Annotated in this window: 20 protein-coding genes; 15 read left to right on the forward strand and 5 right to left on the reverse strand. The window is 50.9% G+C overall.

Annotation, left to right across the window (positions count from 1 at the left end):
* The first annotated feature begins 8 nt into the window (after nucleotides 1-8).
* The 7 genes from P8S54_RS00530 to rho all read left to right on the forward strand — a co-directional run bounded on the left by P8S54_RS00530 (nucleotide 9) and on the right by rho (nucleotide 8,648).
* Complete coding sequence (locus tag P8S54_RS00530; protein ID WP_281442786.1) at nucleotides 9-1,319, forward strand: cobyrinate a,c-diamide synthase; 1,311 nt, start codon at nucleotides 9-11, stop codon at nucleotides 1,317-1,319.
* A gap of 88 nt (nucleotides 1,320-1,407) precedes the next feature.
* On the forward strand, nucleotides 1,408-1,848 hold the full coding sequence (locus tag P8S54_RS00535; protein WP_009099723.1) for a YtoQ family protein: 441 nt from the start codon (nucleotides 1,408-1,410) through the stop codon (nucleotides 1,846-1,848).
* 33 nt (nucleotides 1,849-1,881) lie between these two features.
* Nucleotides 1,882-2,493: a cob(I)yrinic acid a,c-diamide adenosyltransferase gene (cobO, locus tag P8S54_RS00540; protein ID WP_281442787.1), complete on the forward strand. Its 612-nt coding sequence runs from the start codon at nucleotides 1,882-1,884 to the stop codon at nucleotides 2,491-2,493.
* A 477-nt stretch (nucleotides 2,494-2,970) separates the two neighbouring features.
* On the forward strand, nucleotides 2,971-4,320 hold the full coding sequence (locus P8S54_RS00545; protein ID WP_281442788.1) for an FRG domain-containing protein: 1,350 nt from the start codon (nucleotides 2,971-2,973) through the stop codon (nucleotides 4,318-4,320).
* Between the two features lie 192 nt (nucleotides 4,321-4,512).
* Nucleotides 4,513-5,601, forward strand: coding sequence for a dsDNA nuclease domain-containing protein (locus tag P8S54_RS00550; protein ID WP_281442789.1), 1,089 nt, complete (start codon nucleotides 4,513-4,515; stop codon nucleotides 5,599-5,601).
* Between the two features lie 32 nt (nucleotides 5,602-5,633).
* On the forward strand, nucleotides 5,634-7,349 hold the full coding sequence (locus P8S54_RS00555) for an AAA family ATPase (RefSeq protein WP_281442790.1): 1,716 nt from the start codon (nucleotides 5,634-5,636) through the stop codon (nucleotides 7,347-7,349).
* Nucleotides 7,350-7,691: 342 nt separating this feature from the next.
* Complete coding sequence (gene rho, locus P8S54_RS00560; protein WP_281442791.1) at nucleotides 7,692-8,648, forward strand: transcription termination factor Rho; 957 nt, start codon at nucleotides 7,692-7,694, stop codon at nucleotides 8,646-8,648.
* Nucleotides 8,649-8,700: 52 nt separating this feature from the next.
* On the opposite strand, the gene P8S54_RS00565 is transcribed toward rho, so the two are convergent.
* On the reverse strand, nucleotides 8,701-9,900 hold the full coding sequence (locus tag P8S54_RS00565; RefSeq protein ID WP_281442792.1) for a DEAD/DEAH box helicase: 1,200 nt from the start codon (nucleotides 9,898-9,900) through the stop codon (nucleotides 8,701-8,703).
* A 245-nt stretch (nucleotides 9,901-10,145) separates the two neighbouring features.
* On the opposite strand from P8S54_RS00565, the gene P8S54_RS00570 reads away from it, so the two are divergent.
* Both P8S54_RS00570 and P8S54_RS00575 read left to right on the forward strand, forming a co-directional pair.
* A complete protein-coding gene (locus tag P8S54_RS00570) occupies nucleotides 10,146-10,568 on the forward strand; it encodes a hypothetical protein (protein ID WP_009099737.1) in 423 nt (140 codons plus the stop codon).
* 92 nt (nucleotides 10,569-10,660) lie between these two features.
* Complete coding sequence (locus P8S54_RS00575; RefSeq protein WP_281442793.1) at nucleotides 10,661-11,131, forward strand: DUF1456 family protein; 471 nt, start codon at nucleotides 10,661-10,663, stop codon at nucleotides 11,129-11,131.
* A 12-nt stretch (nucleotides 11,132-11,143) separates the two neighbouring features.
* Here P8S54_RS00575 and P8S54_RS00580 read toward each other — a convergent pair whose 3' ends face one another.
* A complete protein-coding gene (locus tag P8S54_RS00580; RefSeq protein ID WP_281442794.1) occupies nucleotides 11,144-11,887 on the reverse strand; it encodes a class I SAM-dependent methyltransferase in 744 nt (247 codons plus the stop codon).
* Between the two features lie 159 nt (nucleotides 11,888-12,046).
* On the opposite strand from P8S54_RS00580, the gene P8S54_RS00585 reads away from it, so the two are divergent.
* A complete protein-coding gene (locus P8S54_RS00585) occupies nucleotides 12,047-12,454 on the forward strand; it encodes a DUF4019 domain-containing protein (protein WP_281442795.1) in 408 nt (135 codons plus the stop codon).
* Nucleotides 12,455-12,568: 114 nt separating this feature from the next.
* On the opposite strand, the gene P8S54_RS00590 is transcribed toward P8S54_RS00585, so the two are convergent.
* Nucleotides 12,569-13,210, reverse strand: a complete 642-nt coding sequence (locus P8S54_RS00590) for an alternative oxidase (RefSeq protein ID WP_235803695.1) — start codon at nucleotides 13,208-13,210, stop codon at nucleotides 12,569-12,571.
* A gap of 266 nt (nucleotides 13,211-13,476) precedes the next feature.
* Here P8S54_RS00590 and P8S54_RS00595 point away from each other — a divergent pair, with 266 nt between their 5' ends.
* Nucleotides 13,477-14,838 carry a nodulation protein NfeD gene (locus P8S54_RS00595; protein WP_281442796.1) on the forward strand — a complete coding sequence of 454 codons (1,362 nt, stop codon included), beginning with the start codon at nucleotides 13,477-13,479 and terminating at the stop codon, nucleotides 14,836-14,838.
* Between the two features lie 29 nt (nucleotides 14,839-14,867).
* Complete coding sequence (locus tag P8S54_RS00600; protein ID WP_009099750.1) at nucleotides 14,868-15,653, forward strand: slipin family protein; 786 nt, start codon at nucleotides 14,868-14,870, stop codon at nucleotides 15,651-15,653.
* Between the two features lie 38 nt (nucleotides 15,654-15,691).
* Here the strand turns inward: P8S54_RS00600 and P8S54_RS00605 are convergent, their stop codons facing one another.
* Nucleotides 15,692-16,303: a LysE family translocator gene (locus tag P8S54_RS00605; protein ID WP_281442797.1), complete on the reverse strand. Its 612-nt coding sequence runs from the start codon at nucleotides 16,301-16,303 to the stop codon at nucleotides 15,692-15,694.
* A 142-nt stretch (nucleotides 16,304-16,445) separates the two neighbouring features.
* On the opposite strand from P8S54_RS00605, the gene P8S54_RS00610 reads away from it, so the two are divergent.
* Together P8S54_RS00610 and P8S54_RS00615 are read left to right on the forward strand one after the other, a co-directional pair.
* Nucleotides 16,446-16,919 carry an Lrp/AsnC family transcriptional regulator gene (locus P8S54_RS00610; protein ID WP_281442798.1) on the forward strand — a complete coding sequence of 158 codons (474 nt, stop codon included), beginning with the start codon at nucleotides 16,446-16,448 and terminating at the stop codon, nucleotides 16,917-16,919.
* 90 nt (nucleotides 16,920-17,009) lie between these two features.
* Nucleotides 17,010-17,858, forward strand: coding sequence for a methylated-DNA--[protein]-cysteine S-methyltransferase (locus P8S54_RS00615; RefSeq protein WP_281442799.1), 849 nt, complete (start codon nucleotides 17,010-17,012; stop codon nucleotides 17,856-17,858).
* Between the two features lie 7 nt (nucleotides 17,859-17,865).
* Here the strand turns inward: P8S54_RS00615 and P8S54_RS00620 are convergent, their stop codons facing one another.
* Complete coding sequence (locus P8S54_RS00620; protein WP_035539879.1) at nucleotides 17,866-18,786, reverse strand: glutaminase; 921 nt, start codon at nucleotides 18,784-18,786, stop codon at nucleotides 17,866-17,868.
* Nucleotides 18,787-19,248: 462 nt separating this feature from the next.
* Here P8S54_RS00620 and P8S54_RS00625 point away from each other — a divergent pair, with 462 nt between their 5' ends.
* Complete coding sequence (locus P8S54_RS00625; protein WP_281442800.1) at nucleotides 19,249-21,438, forward strand: S8 family serine peptidase; 2,190 nt, start codon at nucleotides 19,249-19,251, stop codon at nucleotides 21,436-21,438.
* Nucleotides 21,439-21,443 lie beyond the last annotated feature (5 nt).

Below are 21,443 nucleotides of genomic sequence, written 5' to 3' on the forward strand. Positions count from 1 at the left end.
GAAAGGTCATGTTGCAAGGTGAAGCGCACGCGGCGTTAATCAGCGCCCCCGGTTCCGGCCAGGGAAAATCCATGGTAACGGCCGCTTTGGCAAGGCTGCACCGTAATGCGGGCCGCACTGTGCGGGTGTTCAAACACGGCCCCGACTACCTAGACCCCATGGTGCAAGAGATCGCCTCTGGCCAGCCGGTTTATCAATTGCACCCCTGGATGACCGGCGAGCACGAGTGCCGCTGGCGCTTGGCGAAAGCCGCCCAAGAGGCCGATGTGATTTTGGTGGAAGGCTCCATGGGATTGTTCGATGGCTCGCCCTCCAGCGCTGATTTAGCCATCTTGGCAGGCATTCCCGCTTTGCCGGTCATTGACGCCTGGGGCATGGCGCAAACCTTTGGTGCGGTGGCCCAAGGCCTTGCCAATTACCACCCGGATCTCGCTATTCACGAAGTGATTGCCAACCGAATCGGCAGCCCCGGCCACGGCAAACTGTTGGGTGAGAGCATGCCGGAAGGCATTGCGCTGCTGGGCGCGATTCCTCGCCACGATGCCATGAAAATCCCCGACCGCCACTTAGGCTTGGTTCAAGCCAGCGAACTCAGCGGCCTGGACGCCCAGTTAGATGCCGCCGCTAAGGTACTGGAAGAAGCTGGGCTAGGCCGCCTGCCCAAACGGGTAACACTGAGCGCCGACGCCCCCACGCCCGCACCCCAATACTTGAACGGCGTGCGTATCGCCATCGCCAAAGACGACGCCTTTGCATTTATCTACCGCGCGAATCTTGATGTATTAGAAGAGATGGGCGCGACGCTGCACTTCTTCTCGCCGCTTAACGACGCAGCACTGCCAGAATGCGATGCCCTTTGGCTGCCCGGCGGCTACCCAGAACTGCACGCCGCCCGTTTTAGCGCCAACCAGCCAATGCGCGACGCGATAAGCACCCACCACCGCGCAGGCAAACCGATACTGGCCGAGTGCGGCGGGCTAATGAGCTGCGTAGAGCAGTTGATGGATGGCGAAGGCACAAGCCACACGATGATGGGGCTACTGTCCGGCACTGCCAAAATGGCCGGTAAACTCACCGCGCTGGGGCTACAAAGCCTGCACACCCAAAATGGCGAACTACGTGGCCACACTTACCATCATTCACTACTGGAAACGCCTATGCAGCCGCTGGCCCGAACCCGCAAGCTGGCAGGCAGCGAAGCCGAACCTATCTACCGTGAAGGCGCGCTGGTAGCCAGCTATTTCCATGGCTACTTCCCCTCTGCTCCCAAGCTGGTGGCAGATATCTTTACCGGGCAAGCGCTGGAAATCGCAGCTTAGTAATTTTTTTGGAATGTTTTTTCATAAAGCGTATGTGGGCTATGATAGGGCGTCTAAAAATCCACATTTACCATGATTAGGAGCCACCATGAGCTTTTACGTATACCTTTCCGGCGAGATTCACACCGACTGGCGTGAAGAGATCCAGCGCGGCGCAGAAGCGGCAGGGCTGGATGTAGTCTTCACTGCACCCGTGACTGACCATGACGCCTCCGATGCCGCAGGCGACCACCTGGGCAAACCCGAGAACGGCTTCTGGCGCGACCACCAGTCTTCCAAAGTGAACGCAATCCGCACCCGCACGATGATTGAACAGGCGGATTTGGTGGTGGTGCGCTTTGGCGACAAGTACAAACAGTGGAACGCCGCCTTTGACGCAGGCTACTGCGCCGCGTTGGCTAAGCCCTACATCACGCTGCACAGCGAAGAGATTGTTCACCCGCTGAAAGAAGTCGACGCTCAAGCGCAAGCCTGGTGCACCACTACCGATCAAGTCGTGGAAACCCTGCGCTACGTGCTGAAAGCGTAGCTCGTAAAACGTAAAACACCCCAAGGAGACCCCATGCGCGAAAATGCCAAAACCCCGGAACGTCATGCCCAGCGCATGGCGGCCAAGCAGAAAATCATGAACGAGCGCATCGCCCGCGCCGATAAAGAGCAGGGCATCTTGCTGGTGCTTACCGGCCCCGGCAAAGGCAAAAGCAGCTCCGGTTTTGGCATGCTCGCCCGCGCCCTAGGCCACGGCATGAAGGTTGGCGTGGTGCAGTTTATTAAGGGCGCGTTCAGCACCGGTGAAGAAGCCTTCTTCCGTAACCTGCCCAACGTGGACTACCACGTAATGGGCGAAGGCTACACCTGGGACACCCAAGACCGCGAACGCGACGTCGCCGCCGCCAACGCCGCCTGGGAACAAGCCAAGCGCATGCTCCAAGACGACAGCTACCACATGGTACTGCTCGACGAACTCAACATCGCCCTGCGCTACGAGTACCTCGACCTAGACCAAGTCCTCGACGACCTACAAGCCCGCCCCGAGATGCAGCACGCCATCGTCACCGGCCGCTACGCCCCCCAACAGCTCATCGACCTCGCCGACACCGTCACCGAAATGAAAGTGATCAAACACGCCTTCAAAGACCAAGGCATCAAAGCCCAGAAAGGGATTGAGCTGTAAGGGGCAGGGGAGAAGCGTAAGTGGTGAATGGTGAGGGGGCGCTAATCGAACCCTCATTACCCTGCGCTATGGCTATGGCTATGGCTGATGGTGGTCTGAAGTGGTAGGAGGGAGCTTTAGCCCGCGACGATAAAGCCACAACCCTTAATACTCCCACTTGATCAATATACCCACCCAGTGGGAGGTTGCTTCAGTGCGAGCCCTCCCCAATTCCCCACCGCTGCCAAAAACTGCGCTAGCTCAATATTTTTTGCAGCATCACGTGACCTAAGCCAAATTTATCAATAAAGTATGATTAAATCGTAAAAACGAGCCGGCACGCGAATTTTGGGTATGCTGCCCAGCGAGATGAAAAGTGCTATAAAAACAGTGGTTTATTTTTTTAAAGCGGCTAGATAACACCAATAAACGCGCAGTCACGTTCATCAATGTTATGCGGCAGGCTGTATAATCACTGTTAGGCATACAGAGAGCATTATGCAGACTCTTAGGATTACCAATAGTCAGGAGCTTGAGGACTTTATTAGAGGCTCTGAGGAAAGTTGGCTATTTCGGGGGCAAACACGCCACTACACCGATGACAGAGGTGAGGTGAGTATTCCGACCTCGTTCCAGCGACATGGCTGTATTCCGCCTGTCATGATTGCTTGGACGCATTACTCTAGAGCGCTCATTAGAGCGTTTTCAGGTATGAATTACCATGAAATAGATTTGGGAACCTCTCAGGCGATATTGCAGCATTATGGTTGGCGCTCCTTCTTCGTGGATCTGACTAAATCCTTCAGTGTGGCTGGATGGTTTGCTGCCAACCGATACTCTGAGTCAAAAGCAATTGAGATGTGCGAAAACTTCGAGGAAGAGCCTGTGTGGCTTGTTGTGCGGAATGCTTCATATGAAGAGGCGGAGGAACCAGGCAGCATCTATGTTATAGATCGAGCGCGTCTGGAAAGTCATGAGCTTTCCATACATGATCTTACCGAATTCGAAATTCAAGAAGGCACATTACGGTTCGATTCTCAAAAGGCATGTCTCGTAGAAGGGAAAAATGGCAAGCTGCCGCCTGATGCTGTTATTTATCATCTAGTCGTTGAACACAGTGTGCTGGTTGAATATTGCTCCCAATCGGGCATAACCAACGTTGAAGATGTTTTTCCAAATCGGGAACACGACTTTTTGCTCCAAGCTCTATTAGATATCCCTTGGGAATTAATTCGGACTGAAGAACAGTTTCCGATCCCTGCGTATCGAAGAGGCTTAGAGTTGCCCGAGTACGATCACAAGTTTGTAAAACATTTAGGGTCATATCCAACCTTGTTTTCTGGCTTTTGGGTTGCAGACAACCGAGGAGAAATGACCTCTCCATTTGTTGATCTGCCATTTTTCCGACTACCAAAATTCGTATACTTTGCTAACACCAACGATAATTTTGAAATTAATCATGTTACTGCGCTGGTGAATAGATATGGGAAGTTCGTTGTTGAGCTGGATGGGCTGATTAATGTACCGGAAGTAGCTGTTGCGTCGGAGTTTGAGAAAGGGATCTATGTTGAAAGGTTGAGTGACGGAAATGTTGCAGTTTCCGCGCTAGTGGTTCAGCACCCTGGCCATGTGGTGAGTGGAGTTGGTGTTAATGTGGGGTGGGTCTACAAGTTGGGACAGCGTGAGTGGTTGAAGCAAGATCATCCAGAACAATGCCCTTGTAATAATGACCTTCGTCATATACTCCAGTTTGCTATTCTGAGGCATCTAAATGAAGCTCTTAAGCATGAGAAAATGATCCAAAGAAGCGCTTTGGATTTTGTGCATAATGAAGTGGAGTATGCCTAACAAATCGCGTCACGCGGACGCACTGAAGTGCGCCGGTGCGCTCTGCCGTTATACGGCAGCCAAGCTTAGGGTAGATCTAGGCTACATCTTCAATGAATTTGGGTGAATCTATAAAGAGACTGGATTGACTGAGACAGGAATCCAAGATTCAATAGATAAACTTATGTTTTATGCAAATTGGGGCTTTCTAAAATGAACAGTGCAATTCAGTCTGACCTAATTAAAGTGCCCCAAACCGAGACTTCAGGCTCTCGCTCCCCTGCAAGGTTTGCGTATCAGAGAAACTGGGCTCTAGCAGAGCTGATCGAATATCATTTGGAAGGAAAGGATTACGTCTTCGCCTTTGAATTCCACGATGACATATTGATACTTGATTCTGAAGATAATCCATCTAGCCTCCAATTTGTTCAGGTGAAAACCAAAACAACTGGGCTAAAGTGGACTGTTCATGAGCTCACAAAGTCAGAAAAAGGCAAGAAAGGGAACCCAGACAAGCTCTCAATAATCGGTAAGCTATACGAAAATAGGAATAACTTCTCTAGTCACAGCAGCCAACTGCGTTTTGTCACCAATGCATATTTTTCCTTCATTGCCCCCGCACCTTTAACAACTACAGATAAGTTAGAAAAGAGTGATCAAGATAAGATAACTAATGCAATCCAAGCACAGCTCGGAACTGCCGCTGTTGATTTAAGTACTCTCCAACTAGAACAAAGCTCTCTGAGTGTTGATGATCACGAAAAGCACATACGGGGCATTCTGCATAACTTTTTTGAGCAGCTGTTTGGTAGTGATCATAATATCCCGGTGTCACCATGGTATCAGTCTATATCCGACCAGATTAAGGTTAAAAATAACTATCCATCAAAGCAAATAAAATCTTTCGATGATTTAATTCGTAACAAATGCATTACGAAATCTGAAATTGAGGATTTTGTTCAGCGAGTAAGCCAATCTCATAATGGCAGCGATAACTGGGATCTCATTAAATCCAAGCTACAAATGGAAGGCCTTGGTCTTCAGGAATTAATAAAGCTTCAGCGTAGCTGGAAGAAGTACACTTCTGACAGACTGGATTACGACAATGATGCGCTAAAGAGTCTCGAAAGTGACATTGCAAATGCAGTAAGTTCAGCCTCTCTTGGAGTTGATCCAACATTAAAAGATGTGATTGAGATAATTAGAAAAGATATATCTAAAAAGCTGTCAAAAGTGACAAGCATATTTGACAAGCACTACATAGACACCATCATCCTATGGCAATACTGTGAACAACTATAATTTTAAAAAACTTGTAAGGCATTTGCGAAAAAATGGAACGAAAACAGCTACTACTCAAGCAACTAATAATCCTGTCGATACCGGAGAAGTCCGCAAAAAAAGTGACGTTCCATCCACAAAGAAACCTGATAACGGGCGAGAATGACGTAGGCAAATCTTCCATTATAAAGTCAATCTACCACTCTCTTGGTGCTGACGTACACTTTGACAATGTTTGGAAGAAAGCTGACGCAATTAGCCTGTTAACATTTTCATACAGCAATGAAGATTACATGATCTTGCGTTCCAGAGATCATTTTGGCTTATTCGATATACAAGGTAATCTGATCCAGTCTTTTGATAGCATTATCAAAGGCCTTTCACCTTACTTCGCTAAGCTGTTTAACAACAAGCTGCAGCTAAAGCAATCACAAACAAATCAAAGAATACCTGCTTCACCAGCCATTCAGTTTTTACCGTTTTATATTGATCAAGATAAAAGCTGGACAAAGCCGTGGGACTCATTTGAAGGGCTTGGCGTTTTTGGTGGTTTCAAACGAGACTTGATAAACTTCGTTACCGGTATACGTCCGAATGAATATTTCCTGCTGTCTGAACAAATAGACCAACTTTCGGCTAAATTGATAATACTTAAGAATGAGTCGGGAGCTCTTATCTCAGCAAAAAAAGCTGTAGAAAAGCATATGCCAAAAGCCACTTTTGATATTGACATTAGAGCTTTTAAAAAAGATATAGACAGGTTGCTTGTGAAGCTAGAGGCGCTAAAAAATAAGGAAAACAAATACCGCAAAAACCTCATCAAGCAAAAGAACAAAGAGGTTTTTATCGACAATGAAATTAACCTGGTCAGCAAAACCATTCGTGAAATCAATAAAGACTATGATCATTCGCTAAATGAACTTGATTGTGAAATAACCTGCCCAACCTGTAATGCAACCTATGAAAACTCGATGGTTTCCAGGTTTGGACTATTGAAAGACATCGACACTTGCCGCAGCCTTCTCTCTGACTACTTGGAAGACAAGAAGAAAATCGCAAAGGAAGTCGTCAAGCTGGAGAGCCAGCTTAACCTGCAGATTGCTAAGGTTCGTGAGATCACTTCTCTCCTTGATGAGAAGAAAGGCAAAGTTCGTCTCAAAGACCTTATCCAAAATGAAAGCTCCAAGCAGGTCAAAGAAATATTTAACCGGAGTCACAGCAACTACAGTATTCAAATTGATGAAGTTGAGGAGAAGAAGTCAGGCCTTGAAGCAGACCGTTCAAAATTGAACAACAAGGAACGTAAAGACTCTATCATTAGTAGTTTTAATGCATTTATTGACCTGTTTTTAATAAAGCTGAATGTTCACACTCTTAACTCTGATGGGTTCAGTGACATTCCATTATCAGTGAGATCCCAAGGTAGTGATACTCCGCGAGCCTTGTTGGCTTATTACTACGCCATTCTATTCACATCAAAAGAGTTTACATCTTTACCGCTGTTTCCTCTGGTTATTGACTCACCAAATCAACAGGATCAGGATGCTACAAACAGGAATAAAATAATCAAGTTTATATTTGAAAATACACCTGATGACTACCAGCTTATTCTAGGTACTGTAGACTTACACGGTGTTGAGTACGATGGCCATAATATTTCACCTGCGACCAAGCTTAAACTATTAGATAATGATGAATTTGAGGAAAGTTACAATATGGTGTCGCCTCTTTTAGACCGTCTTCAAGCGAGCTTAGTGGCTGGCAAGTGACTAGAGTAGTGATTTTATAGGTCAGGCATCGTCGAAGCAGCGTATAACAAGCTCATGTTGTCGAACTGGTTTTCCGCTTCGCTCCAAACCAGCCGCAAATGCGGGCGTTAGACTTGCTACAAAAAAAGAGGAAATTTTGTGTCACAAATTATTGAGAACTGAATCGCCTCAGGTTTCATAGACACCTCCAGGCTACACTTCCAATTTGTCGGTGAGCCGGGCGTTAAATTTTAGTAGAAGTAATAATGATGCACTCGACGTCACCTCCTGTCGTATCCAAGGACATGGTTAACCACACGGAATCCGACAAACACCCAAATTTAAAAGGCAATCCACCCTACCATGACCCGCAAAACTCTAAGCCTAAAAACCAAAAGGCCAACAGAGCCAAAACCCATTAACGAAGTCGAAGAACAACTCTCCAACGACCCCATAACACGCTTCCTCAACGGCACCGCCATCCATCCCTCCCCACGCCTGTATCTAGCGCCCAGTGATCAGCCGCGCACCGTGCGGGCGATGGATTTGATTACGCCCATCGGGATGGGGCAGCGGGGGTTGATTGTGGCACCGCCGGGTTCTGGCAAAACGACGCTGTTAAAGCATATCTGCCAAGCGGTGGCGGAGGCTTACCCGGAGATAAAGCTGTATGCCTTGCTGATCGATGAGCGCCCGGAAGAGGTCACCGATTTTAAGCGCAGCGTGTCGGCAGAGGTGCATGCCTCGTCGTCCGATGAAAGCTACGCGAACCATGTGCGGATGGCCGATCAATTGCTGGACACGGCGCGTAAGCAGGCAGGCGAGGGGCAGGATGTGATGATCGTGATCGATTCACTCACAAGGCTTTCGCGGGTTCACAATGCCGAGCAGCGGGGCAATGGGCGCACGATGTCGGGTGGTCTAGATTCCCGGGCGATGGAAATCCCTCGCAAACTGTTTGGCGCGGCGCGAAAAATCGAAAATGGCGGCTCGCTGACCATTCTGGCCACCGTGCTGGTGGATACGGGAAGCCGTATGGATCAGGTGATTTTCGAGGAGTTCAAAGGCACGGGCAATATGGAGCTAGTGCTATCACGGGACGTGGCTAATCAACGGATTTTCCCGGCGATCGATATTGCCAAAAGCAGTACCCGTCGCGAAGAGCTGTTGATGGATGCAAAAGAGCTTGAAAAAGCACGCACCTTGCGCAGAGCGTTAACACCGCTTAAGCCCATAGAAGGCGCGCAGAAGTTTCTTGCGCTGTTGGAGAAATACCCCACGAATGCGGCGCTGTTGGATGCCTTTTCACCGGCTGAGTAGAGGAGAAGCTCACCTCTGAAACGAATACAAGAGTGAGCTTCTTTGTTAACGCTTAACGGCTGCTTTTTTTGACATGGTTTAAGTTAGACGCGGGCACGGTTTTTTTAACCGGGAAGCCTTCAATTTCTTTGCGCTCAATTGTATTTTTCAAACGCTTTTCAATTGCGCACAGGTTTTTAAAGTCACTGATATCGACCAGCGAGATGGCTTCACCGGAGGCACCCGCACGGCCTGTGCGGCCAATGCGGTGAATGTACTCTTCTGGCTGGAAAGGTAAGTCGTAGTTCACCACACGGCTTAGTTCGCCAATATCCAACCCCCGAGCGGCGACACCCGTAGCCACCAAGTACTTCAGTTCGCCCGATTTGAACTGATCCAACACTTTTTCACGCATGGCCTGGCTTCTGCCGCCATGGATGGAATCCGCTTGAATACCGCGCTTTTCCAGCTGGGCGACCAGCTTGGCGGCACTGTGTTTTTTCTCGACAAAAATCAGCGCCTGATCCCACGCTTGCTCGTTGATCAAGTGGCTTAACAGGGCGGACTTGGTGTCTTTGTCGACCGTGATCAGCCACTGTTTGATCGTGGCGGCGGCGCGGACATTGGGCGTAATGGAGATGTCAGCCGCCAGGTCGGTCATTTTGCTGTCTGAAAACGCGTGGGCGATGGCACGCACGTCGTTGGTCATGGTGGCCGTGAACAATAGGTTCTGCCGGTTCTCCGGCAGGCGCACGATGATTTTATGGATGTCATCGACAAAGCCCATGTCGACCATTCTGTCCGCTTCGTCCAGCACCATGACTTGCAGTTCATCAAAGTGCAGCGCGCGCTGATGCGCCAAATCCAGCAGTCTGCCCGGTGTGGCGACCAGAATGTCCACGCCTTCGATTAAGCGCTCTTTTTGCGGCGCGGTATCCACGCCGCCATACGCGGCCATTGAGGTGAGCTGGGTATGCTTGGCGTATTGCGCCACACTGGCTTCAACCTGAACTGCCAGCTCGCGGGTCGGCACCAGGATCAGCGCACGAATGCGTTTGCCGCGCAGCGGTTCGGCTGTTTTACTGAATTTTTCCAGCAGTGGCAGCACAAAGGCAGCGGTTTTACCTGTGCCGGTTTGTGCGGTGGCGATTAAGTCTTTACCCGAAAGAATGACAGGAATCGCTTGTTCCTGGATGGGCGTGGGCGTTTTGTAACCGAGTTCAGTAATTGCTTGAACGAGTGGGCTGGATAAGCCTAGTTTTGAAAAGGGCATTAGACGCTCTGACAAAGGGTCGTAAGGGGTGTCGAAAATAAAAAGTGGTGCAGTATAGCGTAAAAGCACCCCTAGGACGGGCCTCATTAACACCTCACTATAAAGCCATAAATGACCGCCCCGGGGGCCATCCCTAAGGGGTATAATGTTGCCGGTTGCGGTGAGGTGACTGTGTTACAAACGTTGGCGTTCAGCAGATTTGTTTTACTTGTTACTGTTTTTTAAATAGAGAAAGGTAGTGGTTAATGATTAATACCAAAATATACAAGGCAGTTTACGAACTTGCTGAAAAGCTGATGAAGGCCGCCGCCAAAGATGATCGCGCCACCTTTGAAGCGCTGTATGCCGAGCTACAGGCGATTTGCAGCGAGCATGAAAACACCGATAAAGATCACCCAGAGCAGTGGGAAACCTTGGCGGACTTCACCGAAGAGCTGGAAGATGCGCTGGCCCTCTACGAAAAAGCGTTAGCAAAAGCCAGTGCGATAGATTCGAAAGACCATCTGTCATCCATCGGTTTTTCCATGGCAATGTTGCAAGTGGAGCTGGGCCAAACAGACGCGGCAATCAAAAACCTCCAAGAGGCAAAAGAGAGCGCACGTCGAATTGAAGACAACGAATTGAAAGCAGAAATAGATGAACTGCTTGAAACGTTAACTGCAGGCTAAACTGCGTTCTTGATGTACCAACCACTGATGACAGACACAGGTTCAGCTAACAGCTGATGGTGTTGAACATACCTAAGACTAGGGGCTCGCTCTTGACCAATAACGATATTTTTCGCCGTATTCGCTATACCTTTGATTTAAAAGATAACACCATCGTGAATATCTTCGCTCTGGCTGAGGTTGAGGTGACACAAGAGCAGGTAACCGCTTGGCTGAAAAAGGATGACGATGACGCCTTTGTCACAATGAAGAACAGGGAGCTGGCGTCCTTTCTGAATGGCTTTATCAGCTTTAAGCGGGGTAAGCGCGAAGGCCCGCAGCCCGCGCCGGAAGCGCAGTTAAACAATAATATGGTGTTCCAGAAGCTGCGTATTGCGCTGAATTTAAAAGCGGATGACATTTTAGAGATTTTTGAGCTGGTGGGCTTGCCCTTAAGCAGCCACGAGCTAAGCGCTTTTTTCCGGAAGCCCAGCCATAAGAACTATCGCGAGTGCAAAGACCAAATGCTGCGTAACTTCCTGCTTGGCGTTCAGCGTCAGCTACGGCCCAACGCTGAGAGTTAAAGTGCTAAAAGGCTAGCGCCTCACGCAAGCGAAAATCGCATTGCCAGAGGCGTTATCCCACGGCGAGATGGTGTCGTAGTTGTGCTCAAACACATGCACCTCGAAGTAAGGCGCCAATAGGGCGCTTAACTCTGCAAAACTCACCGCCACCATGGGGTGCTCGTCATTCCAAACCTGCGTCTCTTCAGCGTTCGTTTTTTCGATACTCAGCCTGAGTGACTGTCTTTCTCCGTGCCCGCAGTAATGCCAGCCAGAGCGAAAGGTAAAGGTATTGTTTGCCTGCTTGGCGGTGTGTTTAACGCATAAACCGTTGTCGATTTTGTCTTTATCGACGGCATTAAAATAGAACACGCCGCCTGCTTTTAACGCGCGGTGGGCGCTGGCAATGCACGCCGTTAGCTTTTCAATACCATCGTTATAATGGATTGAGTACAAAAAGCAGGTGATGAGATCGAGGGGTTCGTTAATCTCAAAGGTGCTCATATCTTGCAGCGAGAAGTGCGCTTCTGGGCAGCGCTTGGCGGCGATATCCAGCATCGGTTGGTTAATGTCTAGCCCACTACTGGTGTAGCCCGCGTCGATAAAATGGCGCACATGGGGGCCGGTACCACAGGCTAAATCCAAGTGGGTGGTGCCACCGTTGCCAAATATCTGATGCAGCCTGCGGATGGCGTTACTTTGGGCTTGATAGTCGATGTCTACGCACATCAAATCGTAGTAGCCAGAAAGATCAGTATAAAGTGCGTTGACGGACATGGTCGCCTAGTGGTGGAAGCTGGAATAAAAGGGATGGCGCATAGTAAACGAGCGGGTAGGAATTGAGAAGCGAGGGCGGGACGACGGCTAAAGAAATCCGGCTACTTCCCGATAACACCTCACAGGTAGGAAATCTTAACGTCACCACAAGAGCCCGCTATGCGCAAACTACTTGCCCTTTGTTTTACAACGCTATTACTCACTCTTCCGGCCCATGCCAAGGCTTCTGTGCAGGCGGCCGAAGCGGCGGCGCTGGCGTGGTTAGCGGCGGTAGATAGAGGGGAATACCAGCAGGCGTGGGATGAGGCATCGCCGCTGCTACAAGCGCCACTTTCTGCGGCTATGCTTCAGCGCACTATTTCGCTGTCGCGGCGGGACTTTGGTGCAGCGGAAACGCGACGCCGTGTAAGGGTATCGCAATATACGTCTATGCCCGGTGCACCACGAGGGGACTATAAGGAGTTCACGTTTCAAACACGTTTTGAAAATAATCCCAGGGTTATGGAGGTGGTAACGCCCCACCTTGAAAACGGCACTTGGCGCGTTAGTGGCTATTATATCGAATAAGGACAGGGCAGACGTGGCGGAAGATACAACAGCGCCGCTAATCCAGCGGCGCCAGCTCAACCAGTAGTGGAAACAGCTGAGTATAAAGATTGAAATAAAACTGCTTAGACAGCGCTATTGAGAGAGCTGATCCGCAAAATCATGATTAGTGTCGCGGTGGTCTGCTTCATCCGCCCTTACTGCAACCACCACCTCACGCAGCCGAGCATCCTGAGGCAAGTTCCAGTAGTCGATAGCAATTTGCGGAGCGGGAATGTTTTCGTATTCGCCGCGATCAATCCCTTCTAGGTACTCGGTGTAGCTATAAACGGCTTCCTCTTCTAAGTAACCCACTACACGGTGGGCAGTTTTGCTAGAGCAGAGGTAGAGCAAGAAAAACAGGTTAAAGAAAATACCTTGCGCCAACATAATAATGAAACGCTCAAAGCGGTTAGGTTTGGCCACTTCGATAAACGTCATCAAGTGCATACGCTCATTTTCAGCTTCATCCAGCAGCGTACGAATCCAGCCGTCGTCATCTTTAATTCGCCGCAGGGCATGTAGGTGTTGAATGGCACCTCCTACCATGCCGGGCACTGCGGCCACGGTTTCTAAAATGACCGCCCGATGGCCGTAGCGGCCTGCAAAAAAAACATCTGCAAAAAAGCGCATAAAGCGTACTAACCGATATGCAATGCGGTCAGAAAATCCGCGTGGTTGATAGTGGGTCTGCTTCGTGTCGCTTTCGGTTGAACGGTCGTTGGTGGTGCGCATCATTATGTTCCTTATCTGAATTTATCTGGTAGTACGACTTCTGTATAAGAGTCTGGTTCACTCGAAAAGGATAAACAGCGTAAGAATTAGTGCTTACTTTTACTTAATTTATGGCGAGTCCACCCAGAGGTGCTACGTTAAAAAGAGGTTCTGATATTAACAGCTGCTTTCCGGTTTCTACATGCTGTATAGGTTTTGTGAAACTAAGCGGTGTGGTAGTGGTCACTGTTGTAAGATTTAGGTGATGGCGCGAAGCGCGAGGAGCGATCATGCAAGCCTTTTCTCTCAAATCGCACTGGCTCTGGATGCTTCTCGCTGGCGTCATCATGGCCACATCGTCTTTTACATGGCAGGCGATGGCGCAAAATAGTGGTGGTAAGGCACTGGTGCTCAACATTGAGGGTGCCATTGGGCCTGCAACGAAGGATTACTTTGGGCGTGGCCTTCGTCGGGCTCAAGAGCAGAACAGTGATCTGGTTATTGTTGAGTTAAACACGCCTGGCGGGCTGGTTGAAACTACCCGTGACATGATCCAAGCCATGCTCAATTCCGAAACCCCCGTGGTTATGTATGTGTCGCCAAGCGGCGCACGCGCGGCAAGTGCTGGCACCTATTTGTTATATGGCAGCCATGTGGCGGCCATGGCACCTGCCACCCATTTAGGGTCGGCAACGCCAGTGCAAATGGGTGGCTCTGGCGTCGCTAGCGGTGAGGAAGACACAGACGAAGGTGATACAAAAGAGTCTGAGCGTGAAGGCAGTGCGATGGATCGAAAGGTACTGGAGGACGCCGTTAGCTTTATTCGGGGCCTGGCCGAGCGCCACGGACGCAACGCAGATTGGGCGGAAGAAGCGGTACGCAACGCGGTAAATCTCACTGCCAATCAAGCACTAGAGCAGAATGTAATTGATGTCGTCGCAAAAGATATCGACGACCTGCTCGCACAGTTGGATGGTATGACGGTGGTGATGAAGCGGGGAGATGTCACATTGGCGACGGAAAACCTGATCGTTGAGCGCTTTGACCCTGATTGGCGTACCCAACTGCTGTCATTGATCACCAATCCTAATATTGCCTACTTCTTAATGATTATCGGTTTTTACGGGCTGATTTTCGAACTCTCAAGCCCTGGTAGCTTATTTCCCGGCACCATAGGCGTTATTTCGCTGCTATTAGCGCTTTTTGCCTTTCAGGTACTGCCCATCAATTATGCGGGCCTTGCACTGGTCTTGGTGGGGCTAATACTGATGGTGGGAGAAGCGCTACTACCCAGTTTTGGCATATTAGGGGCAGGCGGTATTGTGGCCTTTGTGCTTGGCTCGGTAATGCTGATGGATGCTGAATACTTGGCTATTTCGCTACCACTAATCGGTGGAGTGGCGCTACTTTCAGCAAGTTTGATGCTATGGACACTCACTCGGTTTGCCACACTGCGTAGAAGGCCTGTGCACAGTGGGGCAGAACAGCTGATTGGGGCGCACGCGGTGGCGTTAGATGACTTTCATATTCAGGGCCATGTGCGCCTGCACGGCGAGCGCTGGAATGCGGTGTGTGATGTGCCCGTTAAGCAAGGCGATACCTTAAAGGTAGTAAGGCTTGATGGGCTAACCGTGCATGTAACGCCCTCTTAATCAAAACCAACGGCGAGACGAGGTGTGCAATGATGCTTTCATATTTGGTTCCCGTAGTGTTGGTAGTGATGCTATTCGCTGCCTCTATTCGTATTTTACCGGAGTATAAACGTGGGGTTGTGTTTTTCCTTGGGCGGTTTCAAACGGTGAAAGGACCAGGGCTTGTCATCGTGATTCCTGGGGTTCAGAAAATGGAAGTCGTGGATTTGCGCGTTATTACCATGGATGTTCCAGAGCAGGACGTTATTTCCCAGGATAACGTGACGGTTAAAGTGAATGCAGTGCTCTACTTCCGTGTAGTAGACCCTGAAAAAGCGATTATTCAGGTGGAGAACTTCACTCAGGCTACTAGCCAGCTGGCGCAAACGACCCTTCGCTCAGTGCTGGGTAAGCATGACCTTGATGAGATGCTTTCAGAGCGGGATAAGCTTAACGATGACATTCAAGAGATCATCGACACCCAGACCGAAGCATGGGGCATTAAGGTCGCGAACGTTGAGATCAAACACGTCGATCTAGATGAGAGCATGATTCGCGCCATTGCTCGCCAAGCAGAAGCTGAGCGGGAGCGTCGCGCCAAAGTAATTCACGCAGAGGGCGAGCTGCAAGCGTCTAAGAAGCTAGTGGAAGCCGCCAATGTGATGCAGGAAAACTCTGCCGCACTACAGTTACGTTACCTGCAAACCATGAGCGACATGAGCAATAAAAATGCTTCAACCATTATTTTCCCGCTACCCATGGATATCATGGAAGCGTTTAAAGATATGAAGGCACATAAAGCGACAAGGTCGAATAATACACAAGACGATACATAATGCTTGCCGCCAGCGCTGACCCTTCAACAGCAGGTCTGCTAAGAGGCTAAGCGCAATGCGAAGCCAATTAGCAGCGTGCCAAATACCCAGTTCTGTATTTTTTGCTTTTTTTGATTGCCTGCAACCCAGCGCTGCATTTTTGCCCCAATGCAGGCATAAAACGCGTCATATATTAGCCCTATGCCCACCAGCATGGCCCCTAGCAGCGTGAATTGAAGTGCAACCGCACCTTGTTCTGCATGCACAAACTGGGGCAATAACACCGAGCAGAAAAGCAGTGACTTTGGGTTCAGTAGATTGGTCAGCAGTCCGCGCCGGAAGGCCATGTAATAGCTTCCTTTAAGCGGTGTTGCGTGCTGTTTGGTACGGGGGCTAGGCCGTGCGCGGATAAGCTGCAAAGCTAGCCAAACCAAGTAGGCGGCACCGGCGTAGCGAACCACATCAAATAGCCACGGAGCCGCAATAAAAAGTGCTGCTAATCCTAACCCTGCCAAGGCGACATGCGCGCCTCTGGCAATTGCCAGCCCGAGCGCAGTAGCCAGCCCGTGGCCACGGCCAAGGGTGCTGCTGGTATGCAGAACGAGCAGCATATCAGGGCCGGGAATTAGATAAACAATGGCTAAAGCGCCGATAAAAAGCCCGAGCTCCATGGCTGCGTCCTGTGAGTGCTAAATCGTCTTGAGAAGAGACTCATGGTAACGTTAAAGTGCTAAGCGTTTTCTTGCCATTTACACCCATGAAAATTAATTTTTTAGTATTTTGTGCCAATTTTAATAATGGAAATACTCACATATGCCAAATTGCAAGTTGGATGCTACCGACCGCCGACTGCTTGCGTTACTCCAAGGCGATGCGCGTTTAACAAATGTAGAGCTAGCAGAAAGGGTGAACTTGTCACCGTCTCCTTGTTTACGCCGTGTGCGGCGCTTGGAAGAGAGTGGCATTATTCGCGGCTACCATGCAGAGCTTGATCGCCGAAGCGTTGGCTTAGAGTTAACCGTGTTTGTTGGTATTAAGGTGGAGCGACACCATGAAGAGCAGGCAAACGCCTTCCGCGACGCCGTGGTAAAGCTGCCTGAAGTAGTCACCGCTCACCTGGTATCCGGTGAATCAGACTTTTTGTTACAAGTGGTCGTGCCGAGCCTGACGGCTTACGACGCGTTTTTAACCAATACGCTGCTACGCTTGCCTGGAGTGAGCGATATTCGCAGCAACTTTGCGATTCAACCGGTGAAGGAGTACGGCATTTTGCCGCTGAAACATTAAGCGATGCTCTTTTGCGCAAGATTCGGGTAGGACAAGCGGGCGTGGCTGGTTAAGCTTGGCGCATGCTCTGCGTTTAGGTGGGGACTCACTGTGACAGACTATGCCCGTATCGAGAAAGCCATGGCCTTTATGGTGGCGAATGCCACCCAGCAGCCCAGTTTGGAAACAGTGGCGGCGCAGGTACATTTGAGCGCGTTCCATTTCCAACGGCTGTTTTGCCGCTACGCAGGCGTGAGCCCTAAGCGCTTTTTGCAGGCGCTGACGCTGGCGCGGGGTAAGCAGCTGATTGCATCTGCCCAGAGCCTTACCGATACTGCCCAGGCATTGGGGTTAAGCGGCGGCTCGCGGCTTTACGATCATTTTGTCACGCTGGAGGCGGTGACACCCGGGGAGTTTAAGCGTCAAGGGCAGGGCGTCGAGATTGCTTATGGCGTGCACCCTACGCCGTTTGGCGAGGTGTTGGTGGCGGCGACTCCCAGAGGTATTTGCCGCATGGGCTTTCTTGCTGCGACACCAAAAGAGGAGATGCTTGCCCAACTAGCCGCCGATTGGCCCCGCAGCTCGCTTAACCACCAGCCAGACGCCACGCGCCACGTGGTGGATGCGCTGTTTGAGCCTCAACAAAGCGCCGCGTCGGGGGCGCTACGGCTGCACGTCAGCGGTACAAACTTCCAGATTAATGTTTGGCGAGCGCTGCTTACCATTCCCGAAGGCCAGCTGGCCAGCTATTCCCATATTGCCCAGGCGCTTGGGGCACCTAAATCTTCCCGTGCGGTGGGCAATGCCGTGGGCGCTAACCCTATTGCGTTGTGGATTCCCTGCCACCGGGTGATTCAACAAAGCGGTGCTCTCGGTGGCTACCGTTGGGGCGTTGAAACCAAGCTGCAGGTGCAGGCGTGGGAAGCGGCCCGGCACTCCCCTTTACTTGAACCGCACTAACCCTGAATCAGTGGCCAAACACCGACCAACCAGTGTGTTGGACAAACATTTCCAGGGCGCGCGTGCCCAGCAGGCTATTGCCAAATTTATCCAGCCCCGGTGACCATACGGCCAACGAGCCGCGACCAGGGGCAACCGCTAAAATGCCGCCGCCTACGCCGCTTTTGCCAGGTAAGCCGACACGGAAAGCAAACTCCCCTGACGCATCGTAGTGGCCGCACATCATCATAAGTGAATTAATCCGTCGCGCCCGCTGGGGTGATACCACGCGCAGATTGCTGGGGCGATTGACGCCATCTGAGGCCAAAAACAGCCCCGCATGGGCAAGCTGCTCGCAGCTCATGGCGATGGCGCACTGGTGGAAGTAGGTGCCCAGCACTTTATCGACATCGTGGCGCAGATGGCCAAAGGCTTTCATAAAGTGGGCAAGCGATGCATTGCGGTCTTTGTGCTGCATTTCCGAAGCGGCGACTTGATGGTCAAAGCAGATACTGTTGTCGTCAGCAATGTAACGCACAAAGCTCAATATTTCCGCCAGGGTCTCTTTAGGTTCGTGGCCCATCATAATGGCATCCACTACTGCAATGGCCCCGGCGTTGATAAACGGGTTACGCGGTTTACCGCCTTCATGTTCAAGCTGCACAATGGAATTGAACGGGTCGCCAGATGGCTCGCGGCCAACCTTAGACCACAGCCCATCGCCCCATTTGCCCAGTGCGATGGTGAGTGTGAAAACTTTGGAAATACTCTGGATTGAGAACGGCGTGTTGGCGCAGCCCGCAGAGAAGCGCTGGCCATCTACTGTTGCCAAGCTAATGGCAAATTGGTTTGGGTCGACATGGGCTAATTGTGGGATGTAGTCCGCTACTTTGCCCCGCTCGGTTTCCAGGGCAAGCTGGGTGGCAATGTCGTTAAGCAACTCTTGCATGAAATCCATCGTCGTTTGGTAGCGTGGGGGCCGCTACCCTAGCGGAAAATGCTGAATCTGTCTGCTGATGTGTGCCCATTCAACACGGTATAACGCCCGTTTAGAGTGACCTTGGTGTTGGCAAGTGCCGAAGAGGACTCCTAAGACGTAACCCTAAGTTACTTAAGCGCTATATGGCATTTTGGGTGGCATTCTTTCTTATCGTTTTAAGAAGTGGTTCGTCACTATCGGACAAGTAATAGTTAAAATAAACGATAGCTTAATTAGGCGCTCTATTTATAAATACAACATTAATCAGCTACTTTTAATTTTACTAAGTGTACTGTTTGATGAGTTTTTTAATACTTTTATTAACTTGATTCGCTATTTTTATCAGTATTTAATGCTTCAGCATCTCATCCCCTGCATTGAAACTGGTAACGAATCTCATGTTTTCTTTCATTGAATACCTAAGTGGCCCTCATGCTTGAGCGCCGCCCTCTCTTCCTGGCGGTAGGGATCGCGCTCGGCACTCTGTCATTATCAGGATGTGGTTCAAGCGGCGGCGGTGGCTATAGCAGCCAGGGTGTGCATACCCCTGGCGGCTCTTCTCCTAACCTGAGTGCCGGCCAACTCCCCATACCGCTTGGGCCTGGTTTGGTAAGAGTGGCGGTGGCAGATAGTGCGTTCGATGTCGCCTCTATCACTAATAGCGAGCGAGTGATCGACAGCTTAGATGTCTATAGCGGCACATCAGATGTTAGCGGTTTTGATGAATGGCACGGCAATGCCGTTTCTTCCGCAATTACTAGCGGAAATTTGGGTAATGCCCGCTTAGACCTGCTGAAAGTAGAGGATAGCCTAGGTAACACCTTCAGCAACGCACTCGATTACGCTATTGGTGAAGCGGCCAGTCGCGGTGCCAGGGTAATTAACGCCAGCTTTTCCCGCCGCTTAGAGGCCAGCGACCCCAGGCTTTCTTTTAATGGGGTGACCTCGGCTACCTCGTACCAGCGTGTTGTCAATGCTAACGGCGGCAAAGGCGCCATTTACGTTGTTAGCGCAGGCAATACTGGCCGCGCCATTGACACCCGAGGTAACCCCATTTACACAAGCCAGCCTGGGCTTTACGAGATGATGCTTATCGCAGTAGGCACTACGTCGGATGGCAGAATTCACCCTTCAAGTAGCTATCCAGGAGATGATGCTCGGTTGCAGGCACGCTCCATTGGAACGGGGTTCGTCAACCGAAGGGTGGGTGCCCAGGGCACGTCGATTTCAGCGGCACAAATTTCTGAGTATGCTGCGGGTATTGTGGGCCAATGGCCACATTTAACGGCTCAGCAGGCTAGCCAGCGCCTGTTGGATACGGCGAGCCAGGAGAGCGCGTTGTTTCAGCAGAATAACTGCGGCGCTAGCGGCACGCTGAACTGCGGTGCCTTCTATTTAGGCCAAGGCATTGCTGATATCGACGCTGCCCTTGCGCCTGAAGGCGATCTACTGGTCAGCCAAAGCCAGCGTGTGGCAGAGGGCGGGGCGCTGGCCGATGCGTCTTTCTTGCAGCTTTCCGAGGCCTATGGCAATTCTATAGCCACTTCTGGTGTGCTGGAGAATGTGGTTGCGTTTGACGCGCTGGGCCGGGATTACGCCATTGATTTGGGGCGCAATACGCAGCCGCGCACCGCACAGGCCACGCAGCGGCGCGGGCAGATGCAGCAGATGGCAAAAGCCACATCGGCTGCGACTGAGACGCATACCGCTATCGACGGCAATTACCGCTTCACCGCCCGCAGTAATGTTGCTGGTGATTTACTGGCTAGCCGCTTTGACGGGTCTTTTGGCAATACTCAATTGAGTGCGTTTAGCTTTGCAGGTAACCAGCCTAGCCCTATGGGCAATGTCGCAGAGCTGGGTGTGATGCCAATGATCTCTTTTCAAACGGGGTCGGCGCTTACCCAAGCATTCGATACGGTGGAGGGTATCGAATCCCGCTATGCGCTGGGCCAACGGCTCAGTATGACGGCATCCCACTGGGCGGGGGATTCTGGCGACGATGCTGTCAGCGACTACCAAGCACGGCGCTCGGACCTGGGGCTTACTTGGCAAATAATGCCTGGACTGAGCGTCAATAGCTATGTTGGCCAGCTGACAGAGCAGCAGGGACTGCTGGGGGCTAGCGGTAGTGGCGCACTTGGCCTTGGCGACGATAATCAAATGGATTTTGCTGGGCTAAGCGTTCAAGCTCAGTTTGATAACATTAGCGGCTTTGCTGAATTTGAGCAGGGCCGTGGTAGTGCCTCAGGACGTGGCTTATTGTCCAGCGTTGATGACATTAGTGCGCAGCAAATGGCACTGGGCATTCAGTGGCAAGGGCAGTGCGCACGTTCTGAACGCTGGGCGTTAACGCTACGCCAACCGCTTCGCATCGATAGCGCGAATGCCACTTTCGATGTGCCTGTGGGTCGTCGTTTGGATGGCAGCGTTGTGCGTGAAACGCGAAGCGCTTCTCTGGAGCCGTCAGGTCGCCAGCTCGATATCGAATTAGGGTATGGGTTTTCGACCAGTGAGCACAGCCAGTGGCAGGTTAACGTGCTGCATACCCGAGACCCTGGTCACGATGCTGGCGCACCGAGCGATTCAGCGGCCATGGTGAACTACATTTACGCTTGGTAATAGGC

It is taken from the genome of Halomonas sp. M1, assembly GCF_029581375.1.
Lineage (GTDB): Bacteria > Pseudomonadota > Gammaproteobacteria > Pseudomonadales > Halomonadaceae > Vreelandella.